The following is a 20208-nucleotide window of genomic DNA, read 5'->3' as shown; positions in this document are numbered from 1 at the left end:
GCTTTCGGAGTTGCGGGAGCGTCGGAAGCGACGCGGCGGGAGAACCGGGCATTTTAGGTGGCGCCGCGTTCCGGCGGGTTCGATGGCAGCATCGACCCCATGCCGCAGCTTGACGACCCCGAATTTCCGCCCGCCCGACACGCGCTGCTGGTCCACGGCCCGGCGCGCATCGTCGAGTGGACCCATCCGCTGACCGACGCCCGCGAGGCCACCGACGTGGTCGGCGCCTGCTTCGAGCACGACACCGACCGCCTGCTGCTCGACGAGGCCGTGCTGCCGCCGGCCTTCTTCGCGCTGCGCACCCGCTTCGCGGGCGAATTCCTCGAGAAGCTGCAGACCTACCGCCTGCGCGCGGCCGTGGTGGTGTCGCCGGCGGCCGAGCATGGCGAGCGCTTCGCCGAATACCTGCGCGAGGCCCGCCAGGGCCGCTACTGCCGCTTCCTCGACAGCCGCGAGGAGGCGCTGGCCTGGCTGGCCCGCGAATGACCCTCGCGGCGCCGGGCCTCGTCAAGGCGGTGCCATGGGCCCGGCGTTATTCTTCGGCCTCCGCGCGCCCCGGCGGCCGCGACTCCCCATTCCTCGACCAAGGGCGCCCTTCATGACCACCCCCATTCCCGCAACCCTGATCCCCGGCGACGGCATCGGCCCCGAGATCGTCGACGCCACGCTGGCCGCGCTCGACGCGCTGAAAGCGCCCTTCGAATGGGACCGCCAGATCGCCGGCCTGGGCGGCGTCAAGGCCTCGGGCGATCCGCTGCCCGCGGCCACGCTCGACAGCATCCGCCGCACCCGGCTCGCGCTCAAGGGCCCGCTCGAGACGCCCTCGGGCGGCGGCTACCGCTCGTCGAACGTGCGGCTGCGCGAGGAGTTCGAGCTCTACGCCAACCTGCGCCCGGCGCGCACCATCATCCCGGGCGGGCGCTTCGACAAGATCGACCTGATGGTGGTGCGCGAGAACCTCGAGGGCCTGTACATCGGCCACGAGCACTACGTGCCGATCGACGGCGACCCGCACGCCGTGGCCATGGCCACCGGCATCAACACGCGCCAGGGCAGCCGCCGCATCCTCGAGTACGCGTTCCAGACCGCCGTGGCCACCGGCCGCAAGAAGGTCACGATCGTGCACAAGGCCAACATCATGAAGGCGCTCACGGGCATCTTCCTCGAGACCGGCCTCGACCTCTACGAGAAGAAGTACAAGGGCCAGTTCGAGCTCGACACGGTCATCATCGACGCCTGCGCGATGAAGCTGGTGCTCAACCCCTGGCAGTTCGACATGCTGGTCACCACCAACCTGTTCGGCGACATCCTGTCGGACCTGGTGGCGGGCCTGGTCGGCGGCCTGGGCATGGCGCCCGGCGCCAACATCGGTACCAACGCCGCGATCTTCGAGGCGGTGCACGGCTCGGCGCCCGACATCGCGGGCAAGGGCATCGCGAACCCGATCGCGCTGATGCTTGCGGCCGCGCTGATGCTCGATCACTGCAAGCTGCCCGAGCTCGCCACGCGCCTGCGCCAGGCCATCGACGACACGCTCAACATCGACCAGGTGCGCACCGGCGACCTGGGCGGCAGCGCTGGCACCGGGGCCTTCACGAAGGCGCTGGTGGCGCGCATCCAGAACGCCTGAGGCACGCGCACCGGCGACGATCCCGATGCCCAGGCGCCTGCTGTGGCTGTCGATGCTGGTGGCGGGGCTCGTGCTGGGCCTGGCAGCGTCGGCGCGCGCCGAGCCGGCGCGCTACACGGTGGTGCGCGTCGACCTGCGCAAGGACCGGCTCTCGCTGTTCCTCAACGACGACAGCGGCACCGCCTTCAAGCGCTTCGACCGGCTGCAGGCCTGGCTGGCCGAGCGCGGGCGCCGGCTCGACTTCGCGGTGAATGCCGGCATGTACCACGCCGACTTCGCGCCCGTGGGCCTCCTGGTGCGCGAGGGCCGCGAGGAGTCGCCGCTCAACCTCGAGGCCGGCGCCGGCAATTTCTTCCTCCGGCCCAACGGCGTGTTCCTGGTCTCGGACGAGGGGCCGCGCGTGATCGAGTCGTCGGAATACCCGGCGCTCGCGCCGCGGCTGCGCGGCCTGTCGATCGCCACCCAGTCGGGCCCGCTGCTGCTGCGCCATGGCGCGGTGCATCGCTCGTTCATCGTCGACTCGCCCTCGCGCAAGATCCGCAACGGCGTCGGCGTGTCGGGCCACACGGCGATCTTCGTGCTCAGCGAGACGCCCGTGAACTTCCACGAGTTCGCGCTCTACTTCCGCGACGTGCTGCATTGCCGCGACGCGCTCTATCTCGACGGCACCGTCTCGGCCCTGCATTCGACCGCGCTCGGGCGCAGCGACTTCGTGCGCGAGCTCGGGCCCATACTCGCGGTCGTTTCGCCCTGAATCCCGTTCCCCTTCGTTTTCCCGCCGAGCCATGACCACTGCGCTGCCCGTCCTGTCCCTAGTCGAAACCCGCGTCCTCGGCGTGCTGGCCGAAAAGCAGCGCACCGTGCCCGACAGCTATCCGCTGACGCTCAACGCGCTGGTGTCGGGCTGCAACCAGAAGACGAGCCGCAACCCGGTGCTCGAGCTCAGCGAGTCGCAGGTGCAGGCCGCGATCGACAGCCTCAAGGGCTACAGCCTGGTGGCCGAGACCAGCGGCGGCCGCGCCTGGCGCTACGAGCACAACATCGACCGCGTGCTGCGCATTCCCTCGCAGTCGGTGATCCTGCTCACGGTGCTGATGCTGCGCGGCCCGCAGACCGCGGGCGAGCTGCGCATCGCCTGCGACCGCATGCACAACTTCGCCGACATCTCCTCGGTCGAGGGCTTCCTCGACGAGCTGTCCGAGCGTTCGGCCGGCGCGCTGGTGGTGAAGCTCGCACGCCTGCCCGGCGCGCGCGAGAGCCGCTGGGCGCACCTGCTGAGCGGCACGCCGGCCGAGGAGGCCGCGCCCGCGGGCGGCTACGAGGCGCCGCGCGCCGCGCACGATGTCTCGCTGGGCGAGGTGGCGGCGCTCAAGGCCAACGTGGCGCGGCTCGAGGCCGAGGTGGCGCAGCTCAAGGCGCTGCTCGGGCGGGTGTGCTCGGAGCTCGGGATTTCCGACGCCGGCTGAACGGCCGGCGCTCAGGCCTCCGTCGATTGCGGCTGCAGCGCCTCCTCCCAGCCGAAGAAGCGCAGCACCTCCTCGCGCTGCTTCATCGCGTCGGCATGCCCGAGCGCCATCAGTTCGCGCGTGTAGCCCGACTCGAACAGCAGGTAGCTCGCGAGCGCGCCGCCCTTGACGTCGGCCGCGACCTGCGAGCCGCCGAGCAGGTGGCGCACGGCGCCGGGCAGGGCGTCGACGTGGCGCGCGGCGATCACGTCGAGGCGTTCCGAGGGCGAGATCACCAGCAGGTCGATCGGTCGCAGCGCGCTCTCGGCGCGCGCCTCCTCGGGGATCAGGCCCAGCGTGTGGTTGATGCGGCGCAGGCGCTCGATGTCGACCGCCAGCGCGTCGAGGAAGATGCTCGACAGCGCATGGCCCGCGATCTGCGCCATGGTCGGATAGCCGCTGTGGGTGTTGGGCGCGGGCGCCTCGCGCGGCTCGTGCATGCGGCCCGCGCCGATCACCACGATGCGCTGCGCGCCCAGGTGGATGGCCGCGGCGATCGGGGCCGACTGGCGCATCGAGCCGTCGCCGAAGTACTCGGTGTGGCCTTCCATCGGCAGCGCCGTGGCCGGGAACACGAAGGGGATCGCGGCCGAGGCCAGCAGGTGGGCGTGCGAGATGCGGCAGCCCACCGACAGCCGCTGCGAGCGCACCCAGGGCGCCATCGGCGTGCCCGATTCGAAGAAGGTCACGTGCTCGCCCGAGCTGTAGCTCGAGGCCGTGACCGCCAGCGCCCGCAGGTGGCCCTGCTGCATCAGCTTGGGCAGGCGGTCCAGCGGCACCATGCGCTCGAGCATCTGCGACAGCGGCGTGTTGTCGAGCAGGGAGCGCGGCTTCACGCGCATCCAGTTGGCCGCGAAGCGCCCCAGGCCCAGCAGCATGCGCCAGCGCGCGCCGCTGCCGATGACCGAGAGCGAATCGGCGCGATAGACCTGGCCGGCGCGAAACTCGCCCCAGAACTGCGCGATGTGGGCCACCACGGCGTCGAAGTCGTCGGCGCCGCAGGCCAGCACGGCCGCGTTGATGGCGCCGGCCGAGGTGCCGGTGATGACCGGGAAGGGGTTGCCGCCACCCGCGGCGCCGGCCACGCGCCGGATCTCGGCGATGGCTTGCAGCACCCCCACCTGGTAGGCGGCGCGGGCGCCGCCGCCGGTGAGCAGCAGGCCGGTCGTCGGGGGGCTTGTCTCTGGCATTTTTCGGTTATTCGAGGCGTTGGAGGTCGCCCCGGGTGGGGCGCACTAGACTACCCGCCTTCCAGGAGTTAGATCAATGGCCATCACCCCCGAGGCAGTCTCGAACGCGCTCAAGAGCGTCGCAGACCCCAACACCGGCAAGGACTTCGTGTCCACCCGCGCGCTCAAGAACCTGCAGGTCTCGGAGGGCGACGTGTCCTTCGACATCGAGCTCGGCTATCCCGCGAAGAGCCAGCACGCGGCGCTGCGCAAGGCGCTGGTGGCCGCGGCCAAGACGGTGCCGGGCGTGGACAACGTGTCGGTCAACATCGCGACCAGGGTCATCAGCCATGCGGTGCAGCGCGGCGTGCAGCTGATGCCCAACGTGAAGAACATCGTGGCCGTGGCCTCGGGCAAGGGCGGCGTGGGCAAGAGCACCACCGCGGCCAACCTGGCGCTGGCGCTGGCGGCCGAGGGCGCGCGCGTGGGCCTGCTCGACGCCGACATCTACGGCCCGAGCCAGCCGATGATGATGGGCATCGAGGGCCGCCCCGAGAGCACCGACAACAAGACCATGGAGCCGCTGGAGAACCACGGCGTGCAGGTGATGTCGATCGGCTTCCTGGTCGACGCCGACCAGGCCATGATCTGGCGCGGCCCGATGGCCACGCAGGCGCTCGAGCAGCTGCTGCGCCAGACCAACTGGAAGGACCTCGACTACCTGATCGTCGACATGCCCCCGGGCACCGGCGACATCCAGCTCACGCTGAGCCAGCGCGTGCCGATGACCGGCGCGGTGATCGTGACCACGCCGCAGGACATCGCGCTGCTCGACGCGAAGAAGGGCATCAAGATGTTCGAGAAGGTCGGCGTGCCGATCCTCGGCCTGGTCGAGAACATGGCGGTGCACGTGTGCTCGAACTGCGGCCACGTCGAGCACATCTTCGGCGCTGATGGCGGCAGGAAGCTGGCCGAACAGGACGGCATGGCCTACCTGGGCGCGCTGCCCCTGTCGATCGACATCCGGCTGCAGGCCGACAGCGGCAAGCCCACGGTGGTGGCCGCGCCCGAGGGCGAGATCGCGGGGCTCTACCGTGCCGTGGCGCTGCAGGTGGCGGTGGGCATCGCCGAGAAGGCCAAGGATTTCTCGGGCAAGTTTCCGACCATCACGGTCAGCAAGAGTACCTAGGATGGGATTCGGGGGGTCGATCAGTTGTGGGCGGGGGTGGGCTCACGCCGAAGGGGTACTCCCCTCCGCGAATGTCCCCCGCCCTTCGGGCTCCTCCTTTATTTCGCTGCGGGGAGTACCCCATCGACGTGAGCCGGGACGCAATCGTGGTTGAACCGCTCGCACCACCGCCGCGCCCCGAACAACAGCGCCTCGAAGCAAGGACAGCGGGATGAACCTACTCGCCTCCATGCGCTACCTCGTAGCCCTCAGCGAACACAAGCATTTCGGCCGCGCCGCCGCCGCCTGCCACATCACCCAGCCCGCGCTGTCGAACGCCCTGCGCGCGCTCGAGTCCGAATTCGGCGTCGTCATCGTCAAGCGCGCCCGCGTCTACGTCGGCCTCACGCATGAGGGAGAACGCGTGCTCGCCACCGCGCAACGCATGCTGCGCGACAACGAAGTGCTGCTGCAGGAATTGCGCAGCGAGGCCGGAGAACCGCGCGGCAGCCTGCGCATGGCGGCCGTGCCCACGGCGATACCCATGCTCTCGCGCTTCGCGGCCATGCTGCACCAGCGCCATCCGGGCATCGTGCCCGGCGTCATCTCCATGAGTTCGCAGGAGCTCGAGACCGGCCTCGAGAGCCTCTCGGTCGACCTCGCGCTCGGCTACACCGAACGCATGCACATGCCCGGCATCAAGCTCACCGCCTGGCCGCAGAGCATCGAGCACTACTTTCTTTTGCGGCGTGCCGCCGTGCCCTCCGACGACCAGTTGCGCATCGGCAAGCCCCTGGCCTGGGCCGAGGCCGCGACGCTGCCGCTGTGCCTGCTCACGCCCGACATGCACAACCGCGCCATCGTCGACCAGGCGCTGCGCGAGGCCGTCGGCACCGTCGTGGCGCCGGCCATCGAGACCAACTCCGTGCTCGCGCTCGTGCTCGCCGTCACCGCGGGCAAGGTCAGCAGCGTGCTGCCCGGCGCCATGGTGGCGGCCGTGCGCAGCTACCGCGAGCTCGAGGCCCTGCCGCTGGTGGCGCCCGAGATTCGCACCCCCATCGGCTTCATGACCCAGGACGGCGTGCGTGCCTCGCGCGCCCTTGAGGCCGCGCTGGCCTTCCTGCAGACGCCCGAGTGGCTCGCCCAGGCCGCGCTGCACAGCGGCACGCTGGGCGAATAGTGCGGATGGCGGTCGCCATTTAGTTCTTGAATCGGCCCATGCGCCGATCGAATTTGACGGCGCATGGCCGTGCCGCCCACACTCCGCCGCCGGAAATTTTCAACAGTCCGTTTTTCCAGATCCGGCAATTTAGGAGTGATATGGCAGGTTCAACTGCAGGCGTTCTCGAGGGAGATCGCATCCAAGGCTCGGGCGCCGCGCCCGGCTTCCTCGACAAGGAACGCATCATCGCCGGCCCCGGCTACAACCGTTGGCTGGTACCGCCTGCAGCGCTGGCCATCCACCTGTGCATCGGCATGGCCTATGGCTTCTCGGTGTTCTGGCTGCCGCTGTCGAAGGCGCTCGCCACCGCCGGCACCGGCGCCCAGGCCTGCGCGCGCGAGATGAGCTTCTTCGCCGAGCTGTTCGCCACGAACTGCGATTGGCGCGTCGCCACGCTGGGCTGGATGTACACCCTGTTCTTCGTCTTCCTCGGCTGCTCGGCGGCCCTGTGGGGCGGCTGGCTCGAACGCGCGGGTCCGCGCAAGGCCGGCGTGGTGTCGGCCGTGTGCTGGTGCGGCGGCATGCTGCTGTCGGCGCTGGGCATCCACCTGCACCAGTTCTGGCTCATGATCCTCGGCTCGGGCGTCATCGGCGGCATCGGGCTGGGCCTGGGCTATATCTCGCCGGTCAGCACGCTGATCAAGTGGTTCCCCGACCGCCGCGGCATGGCCACCGGCATGGCCATCATGGGCTTCGGCGGCGGCGCGATGATCGGCTCGCCGCTCGCGGTCGACCTCATGAAGCGCTTCTCGGATGCGCACGACGTCGGCGTGATGCAGACCTTCGTCGTGATGGCGATCGGCTACTTCGTCTTCATGATGGCCGGCGCGCTCGGCTACCGCGTGCCGCCCACGGGCTGGAAGCCGGCCGGCTGGACGCCACCGCCCGCGCAGGCCGGCAACGCCATGATCACGCAGCGCCATGTGCACGTGAAGAAGGTCTGGGGCATTCCGCAGTTCTGGCTCGTGTGGCTGGTGCTGTGCATGAACGTGAGCGCCGGCATCGGCGTGATCGGCATCTCCTCGCCGATGCTGCAGGAAGTGTTCGGCGGCGCGCTGATCGACCTGCCGGGCAAGTTCGGCGAACTCGACAAGACCCAGCTCGCGGCCATCGCGGTCGTGGCCGGCGGCTTCACCGCGCTGCTGTCGCTGTTCAACATCGGCGGGCGCTTCGTCTGGGCCAGCCTGTCCGACAAGCTCGGCCGCAAGCTCACCTATACCGTGTTCTTCGTGCTCGGCGCGGTGCTCTACGCGAGCATTCCCTCGTCGGCCGGCGCGGGCAGCAAGCTCTTGTTCGTGGGCGCCTGCTGCGTCATCGTCTCGATGTACGGCGGCGGCTTCTCCACGGTGCCGGCCTACCTGGCCGACCTGTTCGGCACCCAGTTCGTGGGCGCCATCCACGGCCGCCTGCTGACGGCCTGGGCCACGGCCGGCATCCTCGGCCCGGTGGTCGTGAACTACATGCGCGAGTACCAGCTCGGCCTGGGCCTGCCGCGCGAGCAGGTCTACAACCAGACCATGTACATCCTCGTGGGCATGCTGGCGATCGGCTTCATCGCCAACCTGCTGGTGCGCCCGGTGGCCGACAAGCACTTCATGAGCGATGCCGAACTCGCCATCGAGAAGAAGCTCGCGCACGAGAAGGCCGCGGCCTCCGAAGTGGGCGAGGGCTCGGGCCGTGCCGACACCGTGAGCCCCGTGGTCGTGGTGCTGGCCTGGGCCGCGGTGGGCATTCCGCTGGCCTGGGGCGTCTACAAGACGCTGATCAGCGCGGCCAAGTTCTTCCACTGAAACCTTGCCGGGGCCCGCGGCCCCGGCTGCATCGTCAGCGCCCCGAAGGCTGCGCCGCGAACACCTCGATCGCGGCCAGCCGCGCCACCGAACGGCCCGGCTTCTGGTCGCCGGCCACCACCAGGCGCGCCGCGCCGTTGCGGCCCAGCGGCGTGCCGTTGCGCGCATAGGCCAAGAGCGCCGTCTTGTTGCCGAATTCCGGCGACATCTCCCCCAGCGACACCACCGCGCGATAGCCGTCGCTGCCGATCGCCACCACGTACATCGACAGCAGCGGGTTGCGCACGCGCGCATCGGCCTGCAGCCCGACCGCGGGATCGTTGAGCAGCGACCACAGGCTCACGCCCGTGTAGGTGTCGGCACCGACCGTGAGCGTGGCCGCGGGCATGGCACGCAGCTCGGCGAGATCGAAGCGGGCGCGCTTCAGTACCGCCCCCGAGACCGTGAAGGCCGGCGAGGCCTCGTCGCTGGCCGAGGGGCCATGGCCCGAGGCCGCGGCCGGCGCGGCGGGGGGCGTGTCGGCGCAGCCCGCGAGCAGGGCGACGATTGCGGCGATGCCGAGCAGCCGGCGCGCGGTGCTGCCGGGGGCTTCGAGGGACAGGGGGCGCATGGTTCGATTCCTCATCCGATGGCGGGCCGGCGTGGCCCGGCCCTGGCGCTGTGTTCATTCTGACATGACGACTTCGACGGGCGAGTCCGGGCCATCGGGTAATCCGGCGGCCGGTCCGGCCACCGCATCGTTTACCCTTCTCGCCCACGCCCGCGCTTTTTCCGTCCGCCATGAAATCCAAAGTCCAGTTCCGCCTGCGCGTCTACCGCGACGAAGTCATCGCCATCGGCCCCGGCAAGATCGCCGTGCTCGAGGCCGTGGCCGAGACCGGCTCGATCTCGGGCGCGGCCCGGCTGCTGGGCATGTCGTATCGCCGTGCCTGGATGCTGATCGACGAGATGAACCATGCGCTGAGCTCGCCCGCGGTGAACACCGCCGCCGGTGGCTCGCACGGCGGCGGCACGGCGCTCACGCCGGTGGGCGAGGAGATCGTGAAGCACTACCGCGCGATCGAGAATGCCGCGCGGCTGGCCACGGCCGCCGACATCCGCGCCCTCACGCGGCTGCTCGCGCCATGAACGCGCCGGCGCGCGACGAGATCGTGCTGCGCCCCGTGGGCGTGGTGCGCAGCCGTTTCACCGAGGCCACCGGCATGCCGATCCAGACCGCGGGCGCGCCCGAGGAGACGGGCCGCGTCGAGGTCCACCCCGAATTCGTGCCGGGGCTGCGCGACATCGAGGGCTTCGACTACCTGATCCTGATCACGCGGCTGCATGCCTGCGAGAACGAGAAGCTCGAGGTCGTGCCCTTCCTCGACGATGCCTCGCACGGCGTCTTCGCCACGCGCGCGCCCGCGCGGCCCAACCGGCTCGGGCTGTCGATCGTGCGGCTCACGGCGGTGGAGGGCGGCATCCTGCACTTCAGCGGCAACGACATGATGGACGGCACCCCGGTGCTCGACATCAAGCCCTACGTGCCGCGCTTCGACGTGCGCGAGACCGGGCGCGTGGGCTGGTTCGGCGCGCGGCTCGAGCGGCTGCCCGACACGCGCTCCGACGACCGGATGCGCTAGCTGGCTTCCGGCGGCGGCGGTAGCGCGCCGGGCGACGCCACCCACGGCGCCTCGCCCTGCCAGCACGACCACACGTTCTGCGACAGCGTCTCGCGCGGCTGCGGAGGCGCCTGCGCGATCGTGCCCACGCTGATGAAGCCGGCCAGTTCCTCGCCGGGCTGCACGCCGAGCTGGCGTGCTAGCGTCTCGTCGAAGCAGCGCTCGCCACTGAGCACGATCGCGCCGTAGCCGAGCTGGTGCGCCGCGCTCAGGATGTTGCCGAGCGCCGCGCCGGCGCTGAGCCACTGCTCGCGCGCGGGCACCTGGCTGCGCGCGAGCGGCGACACCACGAAGGCCAGCAGCAGCGGCGGCTGGGTCGCGTGCTCGCGCGCGCGGCCCAGGTCGGCGGGGCTCGCGAGCGGGTCGCGCCGCAGCTTCTCCTGCTCGAAGCAATCGGCCAGCGCCTCGCGGCTCGCGGGCCTGAACTCGATCACGCGCCAGGGATGCAGCGCGCCGTGGTCGGGCGCGCGCAGGCCGGCCTGCAGCAGGCCGTCGAGTTCCTCGGGATTGGGGCCGGGCGGCTGCAGCCGGCGCGGCGAGACCGAACGCCGCGTCAGCAGCACCTCGAGGATGCGCTCGGCACCCGTCATGTGGCGCCACCTCATGGCCGGCGCTGCGGATCCCCGTGTTCGAGCCGCTCGACCCAGGCGGCCTTGCGGCGCAGCACCTCGCCGATGTCGTGCGCGTCGGCCTGGCCGACCAGGAAGGACTGGCTCTCGCCGCCCGGTGCCACGATCGACAGCACCACGCCGCCGTCGCCCTCGAGCGTGCGCTCGACGCGCCATTCCTGGACCTGCGTCACCTGGCGCAGCTCGGGCCGGCCGGAGATCGAGCGGACAACGGTGTCGTGGGCGGAGGAGCGCATGGTCGGCGGTCGGTCCTGGTCCTCGTGGGACATGGGGTGGATCTCGCGCCGCGGCCCTGGGGGTGAAGAGTCCTCGACGCTGTATCTGCCAGTATATGGAGGAGGCCCGGGATATGCACCCGTCGCGCTTCCGGCGCACACTGGATTTACCCTAATAAAACCTGGAACCCGTGTTCCATCGCCGAGCCGTGCCGGCGCGTCATGCAACAATTACGCCGTATCTTCATGAACACGACGCAATCGCTCATCACGCAGACCGACTGGCATCCGCTGGTGCTGTCGATCCAGGTCGCCACCGTGGCGACGCTGCTGGCGCTGGTCGTCGGGCTGGCGCTGGGCTGGCTGTTCGCGCGCAAGCGCTTCTGGGGCCACAGCGTGCTCGAGGCGGTGTTCATGCTGCCGCTGGTGCTGCCGCCCACCGTCATCGGCTACGGCATCCTGGTGGTGGCGGGCCGGCGCAGCCCGCTCGGCGCCTGGATGCGCGAGCACTTCGACTACACCATCATCTTCAGCTGGCATGGCGCCGTGGTGGCTTCGGCCGTGGTCGCGCTGCCGCTGGTGCTCAAGTCGGCCAGCGCCGCCTTCGCGGGCGTCGACCGCTCGCTCGAGGCCGCGGCCAGCACCCTGCGCCAGTCGCGCTTCTCGGTGTTCCTGCGCGTCACCCTGCCGCTGGCCTGGCCCGGCATCCTGGCCGGCACGCTGCTGGCCTTCGCGCGCGCCATGGGCGAGTTCGGCGCCTCGCTGATGGTGGCCGGCTCGATCCCGCAACAGACCCAGACCCTGTCGATGGCGATCTACGACGCCGTGCAGGCCGGCCACGACGAGCTCGCGCTGCTGCTGGTGATCGTGACCTCGCTGCTGTCGATCACCGTGCTGGTGCTGTCCAACCGTTTCTTTTCCCTTCGCTGATTCATCCAGGAGCTTCGCATGCGTTCCATCCGCGCCTTGTCGTCCCTCGCCCTCGCTTCCGTCCTCGCCCTCGCGATCCCGCTGGGCGCGGCCGCGCAGCAGATCACCGTGTCGGCCGCGGCCAGCCTGACCGATGCCTTCAAGGAGATCGGTCCCAAGTTCGAGGCCGCCAAGGCCGGCACCACGGTGCGCTTCAACTTCGCCGCCTCGGGCGTGCTGCTGCAGCAGATCGGCCAGGGCGCGCCGGTCGACGTGTTCGCGAGCGCGGACCAGGAGACCATGAACCGCGGCGTCGAGCAGAAGCACATCGACACCGACACGCGCAAGAACTTCGTCAGCAACAGCCTGGTGCTGATCGAGCCGTCGAAGGACGGCGTGGGCGTCAAGAGCCTGCAGGACCTCGCCGGCCCGGCCGTGAAGAAGATCGCCGTCGGCAAGACCGCCACCGTGCCGGTCGGCCGCTACACCAAGCAGGTGCTCGACGCCGCCAACCTCTGGACCACGCTCGAGCCCAAGTTCGTGCAGGCCGACAGCGTGCGCCAGGTGCTCGACTACGTGGGCCGCGGCGAGGTCGAGGCCGGCTTCGTCTACCGCACCGACGCCGCCGTGATGGGCGACAAGGTCAAGATCGTGCTCTCGCCCAGCGGCAACAGCCCCGTGACCTACCCGATCGCCGTGGTGGCCGAGAGCAAGCAGAAGGCCGCCGCCAAGGACTTCATCGATTTCCTCTCGACCGACGCGGCGCAGGAGGTGCTCACGCGCTATGGTTTCGGCAAACCATGATTGATGTCGATCTGAAGCTCACGGTCACCGACGGCAGCCGCCGCTTCGACCTGGCCGCGCGCTTCTCGACCGACGTTCCCTTCGCCGCGCTCTACGGTCCCTCGGGTGCCGGCAAGTCGCTGACCCTGCAGGCCATCGCCGGCCTGCTGCGTCCCGCGGGCGGCCATGTGCGGCTCGACGGCCGCACGCTCTACGACGCCGCCAGCGGCATCGACGTGCCGGCCTCCGAGCGGCGCGTGGGCTACCTGTTCCAGAACTACGCACTGTTCCCGCACCTCACGGTGCGCGAGAACGTGGCTTTCGGCCTGACCTCCTGGCGCCGCCGGCGCCTGCCGCCCGACGAGGCCGACAACGTGCAGTCGCTGCTCGATCGCTTCGGCCTGGCCGCGCTGGCCGACAGCCGGCCGCAGAAGCTCTCGGGCGGCCAGCAGCAGCGCGTGGCGCTCGCGCGCGCGCTGGCCTGCCGGCCGCAGGTGCTGCTGCTCGACGAGCCCTTCGCCGCGCTCAACCCGATGCTGCGCGCCGAGCTGCGCGAGGAGCTCGCCGAGGTGCGCCGCGCCTGGGGCATCCCGGTGCTGATGATCACGCACGACATCGAGGACGTGCTCGCGCTGGCCGACGTGGCCTTCGTCTACAAGGACGGCCAGGTGGTGCGCGAGATCGACCTGCACACCGCCGAGAGCCGCGAGATCTCGCTGCGCGAGGCGGCCGGCGTGCCGGCCGTCGAGGACACGCCGCTGCGCAGCAAGCTGCGCGGGCTGCTGATGCAGGACGCGCCGGGCGCCTGAGCTGGCTCAGCCGGCCACGAGCTGGCGCACCACGTCCTCGAGCGTCACGCGCCCCTTGCGCACCGAGGCATCGTCGCCCTCGAACGCGATCCAGCCTTCGTTGAAGCCGTCGAGCATCTGGATGCGCGGCACCGGGTCGCGCATGCCCTGTTCGCGGAACAGCGCGCCCCAGGTCTGGCGCGGCACGGCCTCGGCCTGCACCGGCCGGCCGAGCACGCGCGCGAAGGTGGCGGCGATCTCGTGCTGCGTCACGCGCGCCGGGCCCTCGAGCTCGACCACGCGCCGGCCCTGCCAGTCCTCCTGCAGCAGCTCGGCGGCCACGCGGCCCACGTCGAGCGTCGAGACCATCGGCACCGGCCGATCGAGCGGCTGCAGGAAGCCGGGCAGCACACCGCGTTCTCGTGCCGGTGCCACGTCCCAGGCCAGGTTGTCGAGGAACCAGGCCGGCCGCAGCAGCGCGAGCGGCAGCGGCAGGGGCGACAGCGCTTCTTCCATCAGCGAGCGCTGGCTCAGCAGGTTCGGCTGCGTGGCCTGCGCGCCGACGGTCGAGAGGCAGACCACGCGCGCGGGCCGCGCCGCCTCGAGTGCCTGGCGCACGGCCGCGATGGACGCACGTGCCTCGGGAAAGCCCGGCAGCGGATCGAAGCACGGCGGCGGCAGCACGAACACGCCGGTGCAGCCGGCGAAGGCGCGCGCCAGCGCGTCGGCGTCTTCCATCTCGGCGACGGCGACCTCGCAACCGAGCGCGGCCCAGGGCCGGGCCTTGTCGGCATCGCGCACGACGGCGCGGACCTTCTGGCCCGAAGCGAGCAGGACGCGCGCGGCGGCGCCGCCGACCTTGCCCGTGACTCCAGTGATGGCATGCATGTGATTTCTCCTTGAACGAATGCAACGGGGTGGATGCTAGGAATCGCAGGCCTTTGAGTAAATGCCGGGTAGCTCATATCATTCGTGACTCCAAATCACGGATGAATCCATGGCTCTCGACGGACGACTGCTTTCCAACGTCAGCGTGCTCGCCGCCGTCGTCGACAGCGGCAGCTTCGCCAAGGCGGCCGATGCGCTGGGCGTCACGCCCTCGGGCGTGAGCCGGGCCATCGCGCGGCTCGAGGCGCGCATCGGCGTGCGGCTGCTCGACCGCACCACGCGCTCGCTGGGCCTGACCGACGAGGGCCGCGAGCTCTACGCCAGCATCAATCCGCTGGTGCTCGGCATCGAGGACGCGGTGACGCGCGCCAGCGGTTCCGCGGGCGCGGTGCAGGGCCGGCTGCGCGTCAACGTCGACGCCTTCACCTCGCGGCTGCTGCTGGCGCCGCACATCCACCGCTTCGTCGAGCGGCATCCGCAGCTCTCGCTCGAGCTCATCGCGCGCGACCAGCTCGGCGACCTGGTGGGCGAGGGCTTCGACATCGCGCTGCGCTTCGGCACGCCGCCGGCCTCCTCGCTGGTGGCGCGCAAGCTGATCGAGACCCGCGTCGCGACCGTGGCCGCGCCCGGCTACCTCGCGCGCCACGGCCGGCCCGCGAAGCCGGCCGAGCTCGCCCGACATGTCTGCATCCAGGTGCGCGATCCGCTGACCGGCCAGCCCTTCGCCTGGGAGTTCCGCCGCGGCCGTAAGTCGATCGAGGTGCCGACCGCGGGCCGGCTGCTGCTGACCGATCCCGGCACGATCCTTGGCGCCTGCATCGCGGGCGCGGGCATCGCGCAGATCAAGGCGCTGGGCATCCAGGAACTGCTCGACGCCGGGCAGCTGGTCGACCTCTTTCCCGACTGGCCCGACGAGCGCTTCTCGCTGCATGTGCTCTATCCCTCGCGCCACCTGCCGGCCGCCAAGGTGCGCGCCTTCATCGGCTTCGTCGAGGAGGTGCTGGCGCCGCGCGCCGCGGGCTGAACCGGCCCGGCGCGGTCCCCGTCATTTCCGTTTTGAATCGGAGCATGTCCCGATTCAATTTGACGCTCCCGGCGCGCGCGGCGAACACTCGGTCGCATGAGCATTGGCGATATCGGCGAACAGAAGATCGAGTTCTACAAGGGCCCCGCGGGCGGTTGGGGCGCGTTGCGCAGCGTGAAGAACACGCTGCTGCGGCAGGACATTCCCCTCAAGGGTGCGAAGACCCTGCTGTCGGCCAACCAGCCCGACGGCTTCGACTGCCCGGGCTGCGCCTGGCCCGACCGCAACCATGCCTCGACCTTCGAGTTCTGCGAGAACGGCGTGAAGGCCGTGGCGGCCGAGGCCACCGCGCGCCGCGCCGGGCCCGAGCTGTTCGCGAAGCACACGGTGACCGAGCTGATGCAGCAGAGCGACTTCTGGCTCGAGGACCAGGGCCGGCTCACGCACCCGATGGTCTACGACCGCGCGAGCGACAGATACCGTCCGATCGAATGGGACGCGGCCTTCGAGCTGATCGCGCGCCATCTCAACGCGCTGCCCGATCCCAACCAGGCCATCTTCTACACCTCGGGCCGCGCCAGCAACGAGGCCGCCTTCCTCTACCAGCTGTTCGTGCGCGAGTACGGCACCAACAACTTCCCCGACTGCTCGAACATGTGCCACGAGCCCAGCGGCAGCGGCATGCGGCCGCAGATCGGCGTGGGCAAGGGCACGGTCACGCTCGACGACTTCGACAAGGCCGACGCGATCTTCATCTTCGGCCAGAACCCCGGCACCAACCATCCGCGCATGCTCGGCGAACTGCGCGCGGCCTCGAAGCGCGGCGCGCGCATCGTGAGCTTCAACCCGCTGCGCGAACGCGGCCTCGAGCGCTTCCAGGATCCGCAGAGCAAGATCGAGATGGCCACGCTGGGCTCGACGCCGATCAGCACCCACTACTACCAGCTGCGCGTGGGCGGCGACTTCGCGGCCCTCAAGGGCATGATGAAGCACGTCATCGAGCGCGACGACCGGAGCATCGCCGCCAGCGGCGCCTCGCTGCTCGACCGCGAGTTCATCGCCATCCACACCACCGGCTTCGAGGCGCTGGCCGCCGACCTGCGCGCCGAGTCGTGGGAGCTGCTCGAACAGGAGTCGGGCCTGTCCGAGGCCGACATCCGCGCCGCGGCCGAGGTCTACCTCGGCGCCAAGCGCGTCATCGCCTGCTGGGGCATGGGCATCACGCAGCACCAGCATTCGGTGGCCACGATCCAGATGATCCTCAACCTGCTGATGCTGTGCGGCCACATGGGCCGCGAGGGCGCGGGCGCCTGCCCGGTGCGCGGCCACAGCAACGTGCAGGGCGACCGCACCATGGGCATCTGGGAGAAGCCGCCGGCCGCGCTGCTCGACCGGCTGCAGCAGGTGTTCGGCTTCGAGCCGCCGCGCGAGAACGGCTTCGACACCGTGGAGGCGATCCAGGCCATGCTCGACGGCCGCGGCCGCGTGTTCTTCGCGCTCGGCGGCAACTTCGCGGCCGCCACGCCCGACACCTACCAGACCTGGAAGGGCCTGCGCCAGTGCGACCTGACGGTGCACGTCGCGACCAAGCTCAACCGCAGCCACGTGGTGCACGGGCGCGAGGCGCTGATCCTGCCCTGCCTGGGCCGCACCGAGATCGACATGCAGGCCGCCGGCGCGCAGGGCGTGACGGTGGAGGACTCGATGAGCATGGTGCACATCTCGATGGGCATCAACCCGCCGGCCTCGCAGCAGCTGCTGTCCGAGCCTGCCATCGTCGCGCGCCTCGCGGCCGCCACACTCGGTGCGCGCAGCCGCACGCCGTGGCTCTGGATGATCGAGGACTACGCGCGCATCCGCGACAAGATCGAGGCCGTGTTCGACGACTTCGCGGGCTTCAACACGCGCGTGGCAGTGCCCGGCGGCTTTCGCCTGCGCAACACCGCGAGCGAGCGGGTGTGGAACACGCCGCAGCACAAGGCCGTTTTCTTCACCCACGCCGTGCCGACCGACACGCCGGTGCACCGCGCACGCGCGCGCCACGGCCGCAAGGGCGACGCGAAGGTCTTCACCCTGCTGACCACGCGTTCGCACGACCAGTACAACACCACCATCTACGGCATGGACGACCGCTACCGCGGCGTGTTCGGCCAGCGCCGCGTGGTGTTCATCCATGCCGAGGACATCCGCGCGCTGGGCTTCAAGGACGGCGACTGGGTCGACATCCTCACGGTGTGGGACGACGGCCAGGAACGGCGCGCCGACCGCTTCAAGCTGGTGGCCTACGACATTCCGCGCGGCAACCTCGCGGCCTACTACCCCGAGACCAATCCGCTGGTGCCGCTGTCCTCGGTGGCCGAGAACGCGGGCACGCCGACCTCGAAGTCGATTCCCGTGATGCTGGTGGCGCACGTTGCGCAGGCCGAGGAAGGTCCGGCCTCGGTCACGGGCGAGGAAGTCGCGGCCTGAGCTGCGTGCGCGCCATGTCCGACGAAGCGAACGACGCCTTGCCGCTGCCCGCCGCGATCCTGCTCGCGCTGGCTGAATTCAAGGCCGAGGGCCTGGAGAGCGTCTCGCTGCCGCGCCTGGGCAAGCGGCTGGGCCAGGGCGCGAGCGTGCTGATGCGCCAGCTCGCGCTGATGGGCGACGCGGCCATCGGCGGCGTACCGGGGCCGGGCTGGGTCGCGGTCGAGCGCGACGGCGAGCGCTGGCTGGCGCGCCTGAGCGACGCCGGCCGCGCGCTGGCCGAATCCCTCGTCAGCGACGCGCCCGCCGCCTGAACGCCTGGCCCGCCGCGGCGGGCAGGCCCACAATAGGCGCTCACTCCTTCGCCCCAGCGCCATGTCCACCGACACCGAACTCGCACCGCTGCCCTCGATCTCGCGCCTCGGCGTGCGCGTCTACGGCGAGGCCGGTGCGCCACCCGCCGGCATCGCGCGCGAGGACACGCTCGCGGCCGAGGTGCCGGTGGCGCTGGTGTTCAACGGCATCTCGCACGCCGTGATGATGGCCACGCCGCAGGAGCTCGAGGACTTCGCGCTGGGCTTCGCGCTCAGCGAGGGCATCCTCGACGCCGCCGACGACTGCCGCGGCATCGAGGTCGAGGCGGTCGATGCGCACGATGCCGGCCTGCCCGAGGGCATGCCCGGCGTGGAGGTGCGGCTCGAGATCTCCACGCGCGCCTTCGAGCGCCTCAAGGGCCGCCGGCGCAGCCTCGCGGGCCGCACCGGCTGCGGCGTCTGCGGCGTCGAGAGCTTTGCGGCGCTCGACCTCGCGTCCGAACGCCTGCCCGCGCACGACTGGCTCGCGCGCATCGACCTGCCCACCGTGCTGCGCGCCTTCGCGGCGCTGCCCGCGCGCCAGCTGCTCAATGCCAGCGCCGGCGCGATCCATGCCGCGGGCTGGGCCACGCTCGAGGGCGAGCTGGTCGAGGTGCTCGAGGACGTGGGCCGCCACAACGCGCTCGACAAGCTGCTGGGCCGGCTCGCGCGCACCGGGCGGCTCGGCGAGCCGGGCTTCGTGGTGCTGTCGAGCCGCGGCAGCCACGAGCTGGTGCGCAAGTGCGCGCGGCTGGGCATCGCGGCCATGGCCACCATCTCGGCGCCCACCGCGATGGGCGTGCGCATGGCCGAGCTCAGCGGGCTGCGGCTGTGGGGGCTGTGCCGCGCGCCGCGCGGCGTGCTCTATGCCGACGGGCTGGCGTCGCCCTCGAGCGCGCGCACCGCATCGGCCAGCGCCTCGATGCCCTGATCGCCGAGGTCGGCCGCGGCCACGCGGCGCCGGGCGGCCCAGGTCTTGAAATGGCGCTCCTGCGACTTCTCGTAGTGCGGGTCGTAGTGCAGCGCCATCAGCTCGGCGAAGAGCAGCGGCAGCTGCGCCTCGTGCGCCCACTGCTGCCAGCGCGCCACCGTTTCCTTGCCCTGCAGTTCCTTGAGCAGGCCGAGCTGGCCGGCCAGCGCCGCGCGGTCGTCGCCGAGGTAGGCGTAGTCGCGCAGCAGGTAGGCCAGCCGCGCCTCGGGCGTGGCCACCACCTCGATGCAGGGCGCGGCGCGCATCTTCGCCACCAGCGACAGCGGCAGCGAGAGCCGGCCGATGCGGATGCTCTCGCCCTCGACGTACAGCGGGCGCTGCAGGTCGATGCCTTCGAGCACCGTCGCGATGCGGGTCTCGAAATGCTTCTGCGAGGGTTGCGCCACGCCCGGCAGCGAACCCAGCAGCGAGCCCTTGTGGTGCGCGAAGTCCTCGAGGTCGAGCACCTGCTCGCCGCGCGCGGCCAGCGCATGCAGCACGCGGGTCTTGGCGCTGCCGGTGGCGCCGCAGACCACGCGCAGGTCGAGCCGCGGCGTCAGCGCATCGAGCTGCGAGATCACGTGGCGCCGGAAGCTCTTGTAGCCGCCCGCGAGCTGCTGGGCGTCCCAGCCCACCAGCCGCAGCCAGGTCACCATCGAGCCGCTGCGCATGCCGCCGCGCCAGCAGTAGACCAGCGGCTTCCACTTCTCGGGCCGGTCGGCCAGCGTGTCGCGCAGGTGCCGCGCGATGTTGGCCGCGACCATCGCGCCGCCGATGCGCCGCGCCTCGAAGGCGCCGGTCTGCACGTAGACGGTGCCGACGATGTGGCGCTCCTCGTCGTCGAGCACGGGGCAGTTGATGGCACCGGGAATGCGGTCGAGCGCGAACTCGGCCGGCGAACGGGCATCGATGATCGTGTCGAAGGCGTGGCGATCGACGACCCGCACGGGCTGGCGGTGACTCATGGCGGGAACCTCATGCCTCGATTGTCATCGCATGAGACGACGTGTGGATTTGAATACGGGAGCGGACCTCCGG

At 70.8% G+C, this 20208-nt stretch carries 22 protein-coding genes; 16 read left to right on the top strand and 6 right to left on the bottom strand.

All coding sequences use genetic code 11. The annotated features are described in order from the left end of the window. Positions 1 to 99: 99 nt before the first annotated feature. The 4 genes from AC1HIL_RS29970 (at position 100) to AC1HIL_RS29955 (ending at position 3096) form a co-directional block, all read left to right on the top strand. Positions 100 to 486 (top strand): DUF4180 domain-containing protein, encoded by a 387-nt coding sequence (locus AC1HIL_RS29970; protein WP_413762496.1) that lies wholly within the window; start codon positions 100 to 102, stop codon positions 484 to 486. Between the two features lie 112 nt (positions 487 to 598). Continuing rightward, positions 599 to 1630: an isocitrate/isopropylmalate dehydrogenase family protein gene (locus AC1HIL_RS29965; protein WP_413762497.1), complete on the top strand. Its 1032-nt coding sequence runs from the start codon at positions 599 to 601 to the stop codon at positions 1628 to 1630. Positions 1631 to 1655: 25 nt separating this feature from the next. Next, positions 1656 to 2384 (top strand): phosphodiester glycosidase family protein, encoded by a 729-nt coding sequence (locus AC1HIL_RS29960; protein ID WP_413762498.1) that lies wholly within the window; start codon positions 1656 to 1658, stop codon positions 2382 to 2384. A gap of 31 nt (positions 2385 to 2415) precedes the next feature. Further along, positions 2416 to 3096, top strand: coding sequence for a YceH family protein (locus AC1HIL_RS29955; protein ID WP_261213931.1), 681 nt, complete (start codon positions 2416 to 2418; stop codon positions 3094 to 3096). An 11-nt stretch (positions 3097 to 3107) separates the two neighbouring features. Here AC1HIL_RS29955 and AC1HIL_RS29950 read toward each other — a convergent pair whose 3' ends face one another. Then, a complete protein-coding gene (locus AC1HIL_RS29950) occupies positions 3108 to 4325 on the bottom strand; it encodes a patatin-like phospholipase family protein (protein ID WP_479670706.1) in 1218 nt (405 codons plus the stop codon). Between the two features lie 76 nt (positions 4326 to 4401). On the opposite strand from AC1HIL_RS29950, the gene apbC reads away from it, so the two are divergent. The 3 genes from apbC (at position 4402) to AC1HIL_RS29935 (ending at position 8484) form a co-directional block, all read left to right on the top strand. Then, positions 4402 to 5493 (top strand): iron-sulfur cluster carrier protein ApbC, encoded by a 1092-nt coding sequence (gene apbC, locus AC1HIL_RS29945; RefSeq protein WP_057597507.1) that lies wholly within the window; start codon positions 4402 to 4404, stop codon positions 5491 to 5493. Between the two features lie 211 nt (positions 5494 to 5704). Then, a complete protein-coding gene (locus AC1HIL_RS29940; protein ID WP_479670705.1) occupies positions 5705 to 6652 on the top strand; it encodes a LysR family transcriptional regulator in 948 nt (315 codons plus the stop codon). A 140-nt stretch (positions 6653 to 6792) separates the two neighbouring features. After that, positions 6793 to 8484: an OFA family MFS transporter gene (locus tag AC1HIL_RS29935; RefSeq protein WP_422096047.1), complete on the top strand. Its 1692-nt coding sequence runs from the start codon at positions 6793 to 6795 to the stop codon at positions 8482 to 8484. 34 nt (positions 8485 to 8518) lie between these two features. Here the strand turns inward: AC1HIL_RS29935 and AC1HIL_RS29930 are convergent, their stop codons facing one another. After that, complete coding sequence (locus AC1HIL_RS29930; RefSeq protein ID WP_479670704.1) at positions 8519 to 9094, bottom strand: hypothetical protein; 576 nt, start codon at positions 9092 to 9094, stop codon at positions 8519 to 8521. Positions 9095 to 9264: 170 nt separating this feature from the next. Between AC1HIL_RS29930 and AC1HIL_RS29925 the strand changes: the two genes are divergently transcribed. Both AC1HIL_RS29925 and tsaA read left to right on the top strand, forming a co-directional pair. Then, positions 9265 to 9612, top strand: a complete 348-nt coding sequence (locus tag AC1HIL_RS29925; RefSeq protein ID WP_479670703.1) for a winged helix-turn-helix domain-containing protein — start codon at positions 9265 to 9267, stop codon at positions 9610 to 9612. Further along, positions 9609 to 10106 (top strand): tRNA (N6-threonylcarbamoyladenosine(37)-N6)-methyltransferase TrmO, encoded by a 498-nt coding sequence (gene tsaA, locus AC1HIL_RS29920; RefSeq protein WP_057592933.1) that lies wholly within the window; start codon positions 9609 to 9611, stop codon positions 10104 to 10106. The genes AC1HIL_RS29925 and tsaA overlap by 4 nt, the downstream gene beginning before the upstream one ends. Here the strand turns inward: tsaA and AC1HIL_RS29915 are convergent. Both AC1HIL_RS29915 and AC1HIL_RS29910 read right to left on the bottom strand, forming a co-directional pair. Continuing rightward, positions 10103 to 10750 (bottom strand): nitroreductase family protein, encoded by a 648-nt coding sequence (locus tag AC1HIL_RS29915; RefSeq protein ID WP_479670702.1) that lies wholly within the window; start codon positions 10748 to 10750, stop codon positions 10103 to 10105. The genes tsaA and AC1HIL_RS29915 overlap by 4 nt on opposite strands. Beyond that, positions 10747 to 11010: a hypothetical protein gene (locus tag AC1HIL_RS29910; protein ID WP_057592993.1), complete on the bottom strand. Its 264-nt coding sequence runs from the start codon at positions 11008 to 11010 to the stop codon at positions 10747 to 10749. The genes AC1HIL_RS29915 and AC1HIL_RS29910 overlap by 4 nt, the downstream gene beginning before the upstream one ends. A 225-nt stretch (positions 11011 to 11235) precedes the next feature. Between AC1HIL_RS29910 and modB the strand changes: the two genes are divergently transcribed. The 3 genes from modB to AC1HIL_RS29895 are packed head-to-tail and all read left to right on the top strand — an operon-like array spanning position 11236 to position 13490. Further along, on the top strand, positions 11236 to 11919 hold the full coding sequence (modB, locus tag AC1HIL_RS29905) for a molybdate ABC transporter permease subunit (RefSeq protein ID WP_057592935.1): 684 nt from the start codon (positions 11236 to 11238) through the stop codon (positions 11917 to 11919). Between the two features lie 18 nt (positions 11920 to 11937). Further along, on the top strand, positions 11938 to 12702 hold the full coding sequence (gene modA / locus AC1HIL_RS29900) for a molybdate ABC transporter substrate-binding protein (protein ID WP_057592936.1): 765 nt from the start codon (positions 11938 to 11940) through the stop codon (positions 12700 to 12702). Continuing rightward, positions 12699 to 13490, top strand: coding sequence for an ABC transporter ATP-binding protein (locus AC1HIL_RS29895; protein WP_479670701.1), 792 nt, complete (start codon positions 12699 to 12701; stop codon positions 13488 to 13490). Before modA ends, AC1HIL_RS29895 begins: the two co-directional genes overlap by 4 nt. A gap of 6 nt (positions 13491 to 13496) precedes the next feature. Here AC1HIL_RS29895 and AC1HIL_RS29890 read toward each other — a convergent pair whose 3' ends face one another. Beyond that, positions 13497 to 14357, bottom strand: a complete 861-nt coding sequence (locus AC1HIL_RS29890; protein ID WP_479670700.1) for an NmrA family NAD(P)-binding protein — start codon at positions 14355 to 14357, stop codon at positions 13497 to 13499. 109 nt (positions 14358 to 14466) lie between these two features. On the opposite strand from AC1HIL_RS29890, the gene AC1HIL_RS29885 reads away from it, so the two are divergent. The 4 genes from AC1HIL_RS29885 (at position 14467) to fdhD (ending at position 19131) form a co-directional block, all read left to right on the top strand. Further along, positions 14467 to 15381: a LysR family transcriptional regulator gene (locus tag AC1HIL_RS29885; protein WP_296728863.1), complete on the top strand. Its 915-nt coding sequence runs from the start codon at positions 14467 to 14469 to the stop codon at positions 15379 to 15381. Positions 15382 to 15492: 111 nt separating this feature from the next. Continuing rightward, the gene (locus AC1HIL_RS29880) at positions 15493 to 17850 is read left to right on the top strand and encodes an FdhF/YdeP family oxidoreductase (RefSeq protein ID WP_479672449.1); all 2358 of its coding nucleotides are present in this window, start codon (positions 15493 to 15495) and stop codon (positions 17848 to 17850) included. A gap of 14 nt (positions 17851 to 17864) precedes the next feature. Further along, positions 17865 to 18161: a hypothetical protein gene (locus AC1HIL_RS29875; protein ID WP_413762507.1), complete on the top strand. Its 297-nt coding sequence runs from the start codon at positions 17865 to 17867 to the stop codon at positions 18159 to 18161. A gap of 61 nt (positions 18162 to 18222) precedes the next feature. Continuing rightward, the gene (gene fdhD / locus AC1HIL_RS29870) at positions 18223 to 19131 is read left to right on the top strand and encodes a formate dehydrogenase accessory sulfurtransferase FdhD (protein WP_395350430.1); all 909 of its coding nucleotides are present in this window, start codon (positions 18223 to 18225) and stop codon (positions 19129 to 19131) included. Here the strand turns inward: fdhD and mnmH are convergent. Next, positions 19065 to 20135 (bottom strand): tRNA 2-selenouridine(34) synthase MnmH, encoded by a 1071-nt coding sequence (gene mnmH, locus AC1HIL_RS29865; protein WP_479670699.1) that lies wholly within the window; start codon positions 20133 to 20135, stop codon positions 19065 to 19067. The genes fdhD and mnmH overlap by 67 nt on opposite strands. Between the last annotated feature and the right edge of the window lie 73 nt (positions 20136 to 20208).

The organism is Variovorax sp. ISS6, assembly GCF_056523145.1.
This window is presented reverse-complemented; position numbering and strand designations above follow the sequence as displayed.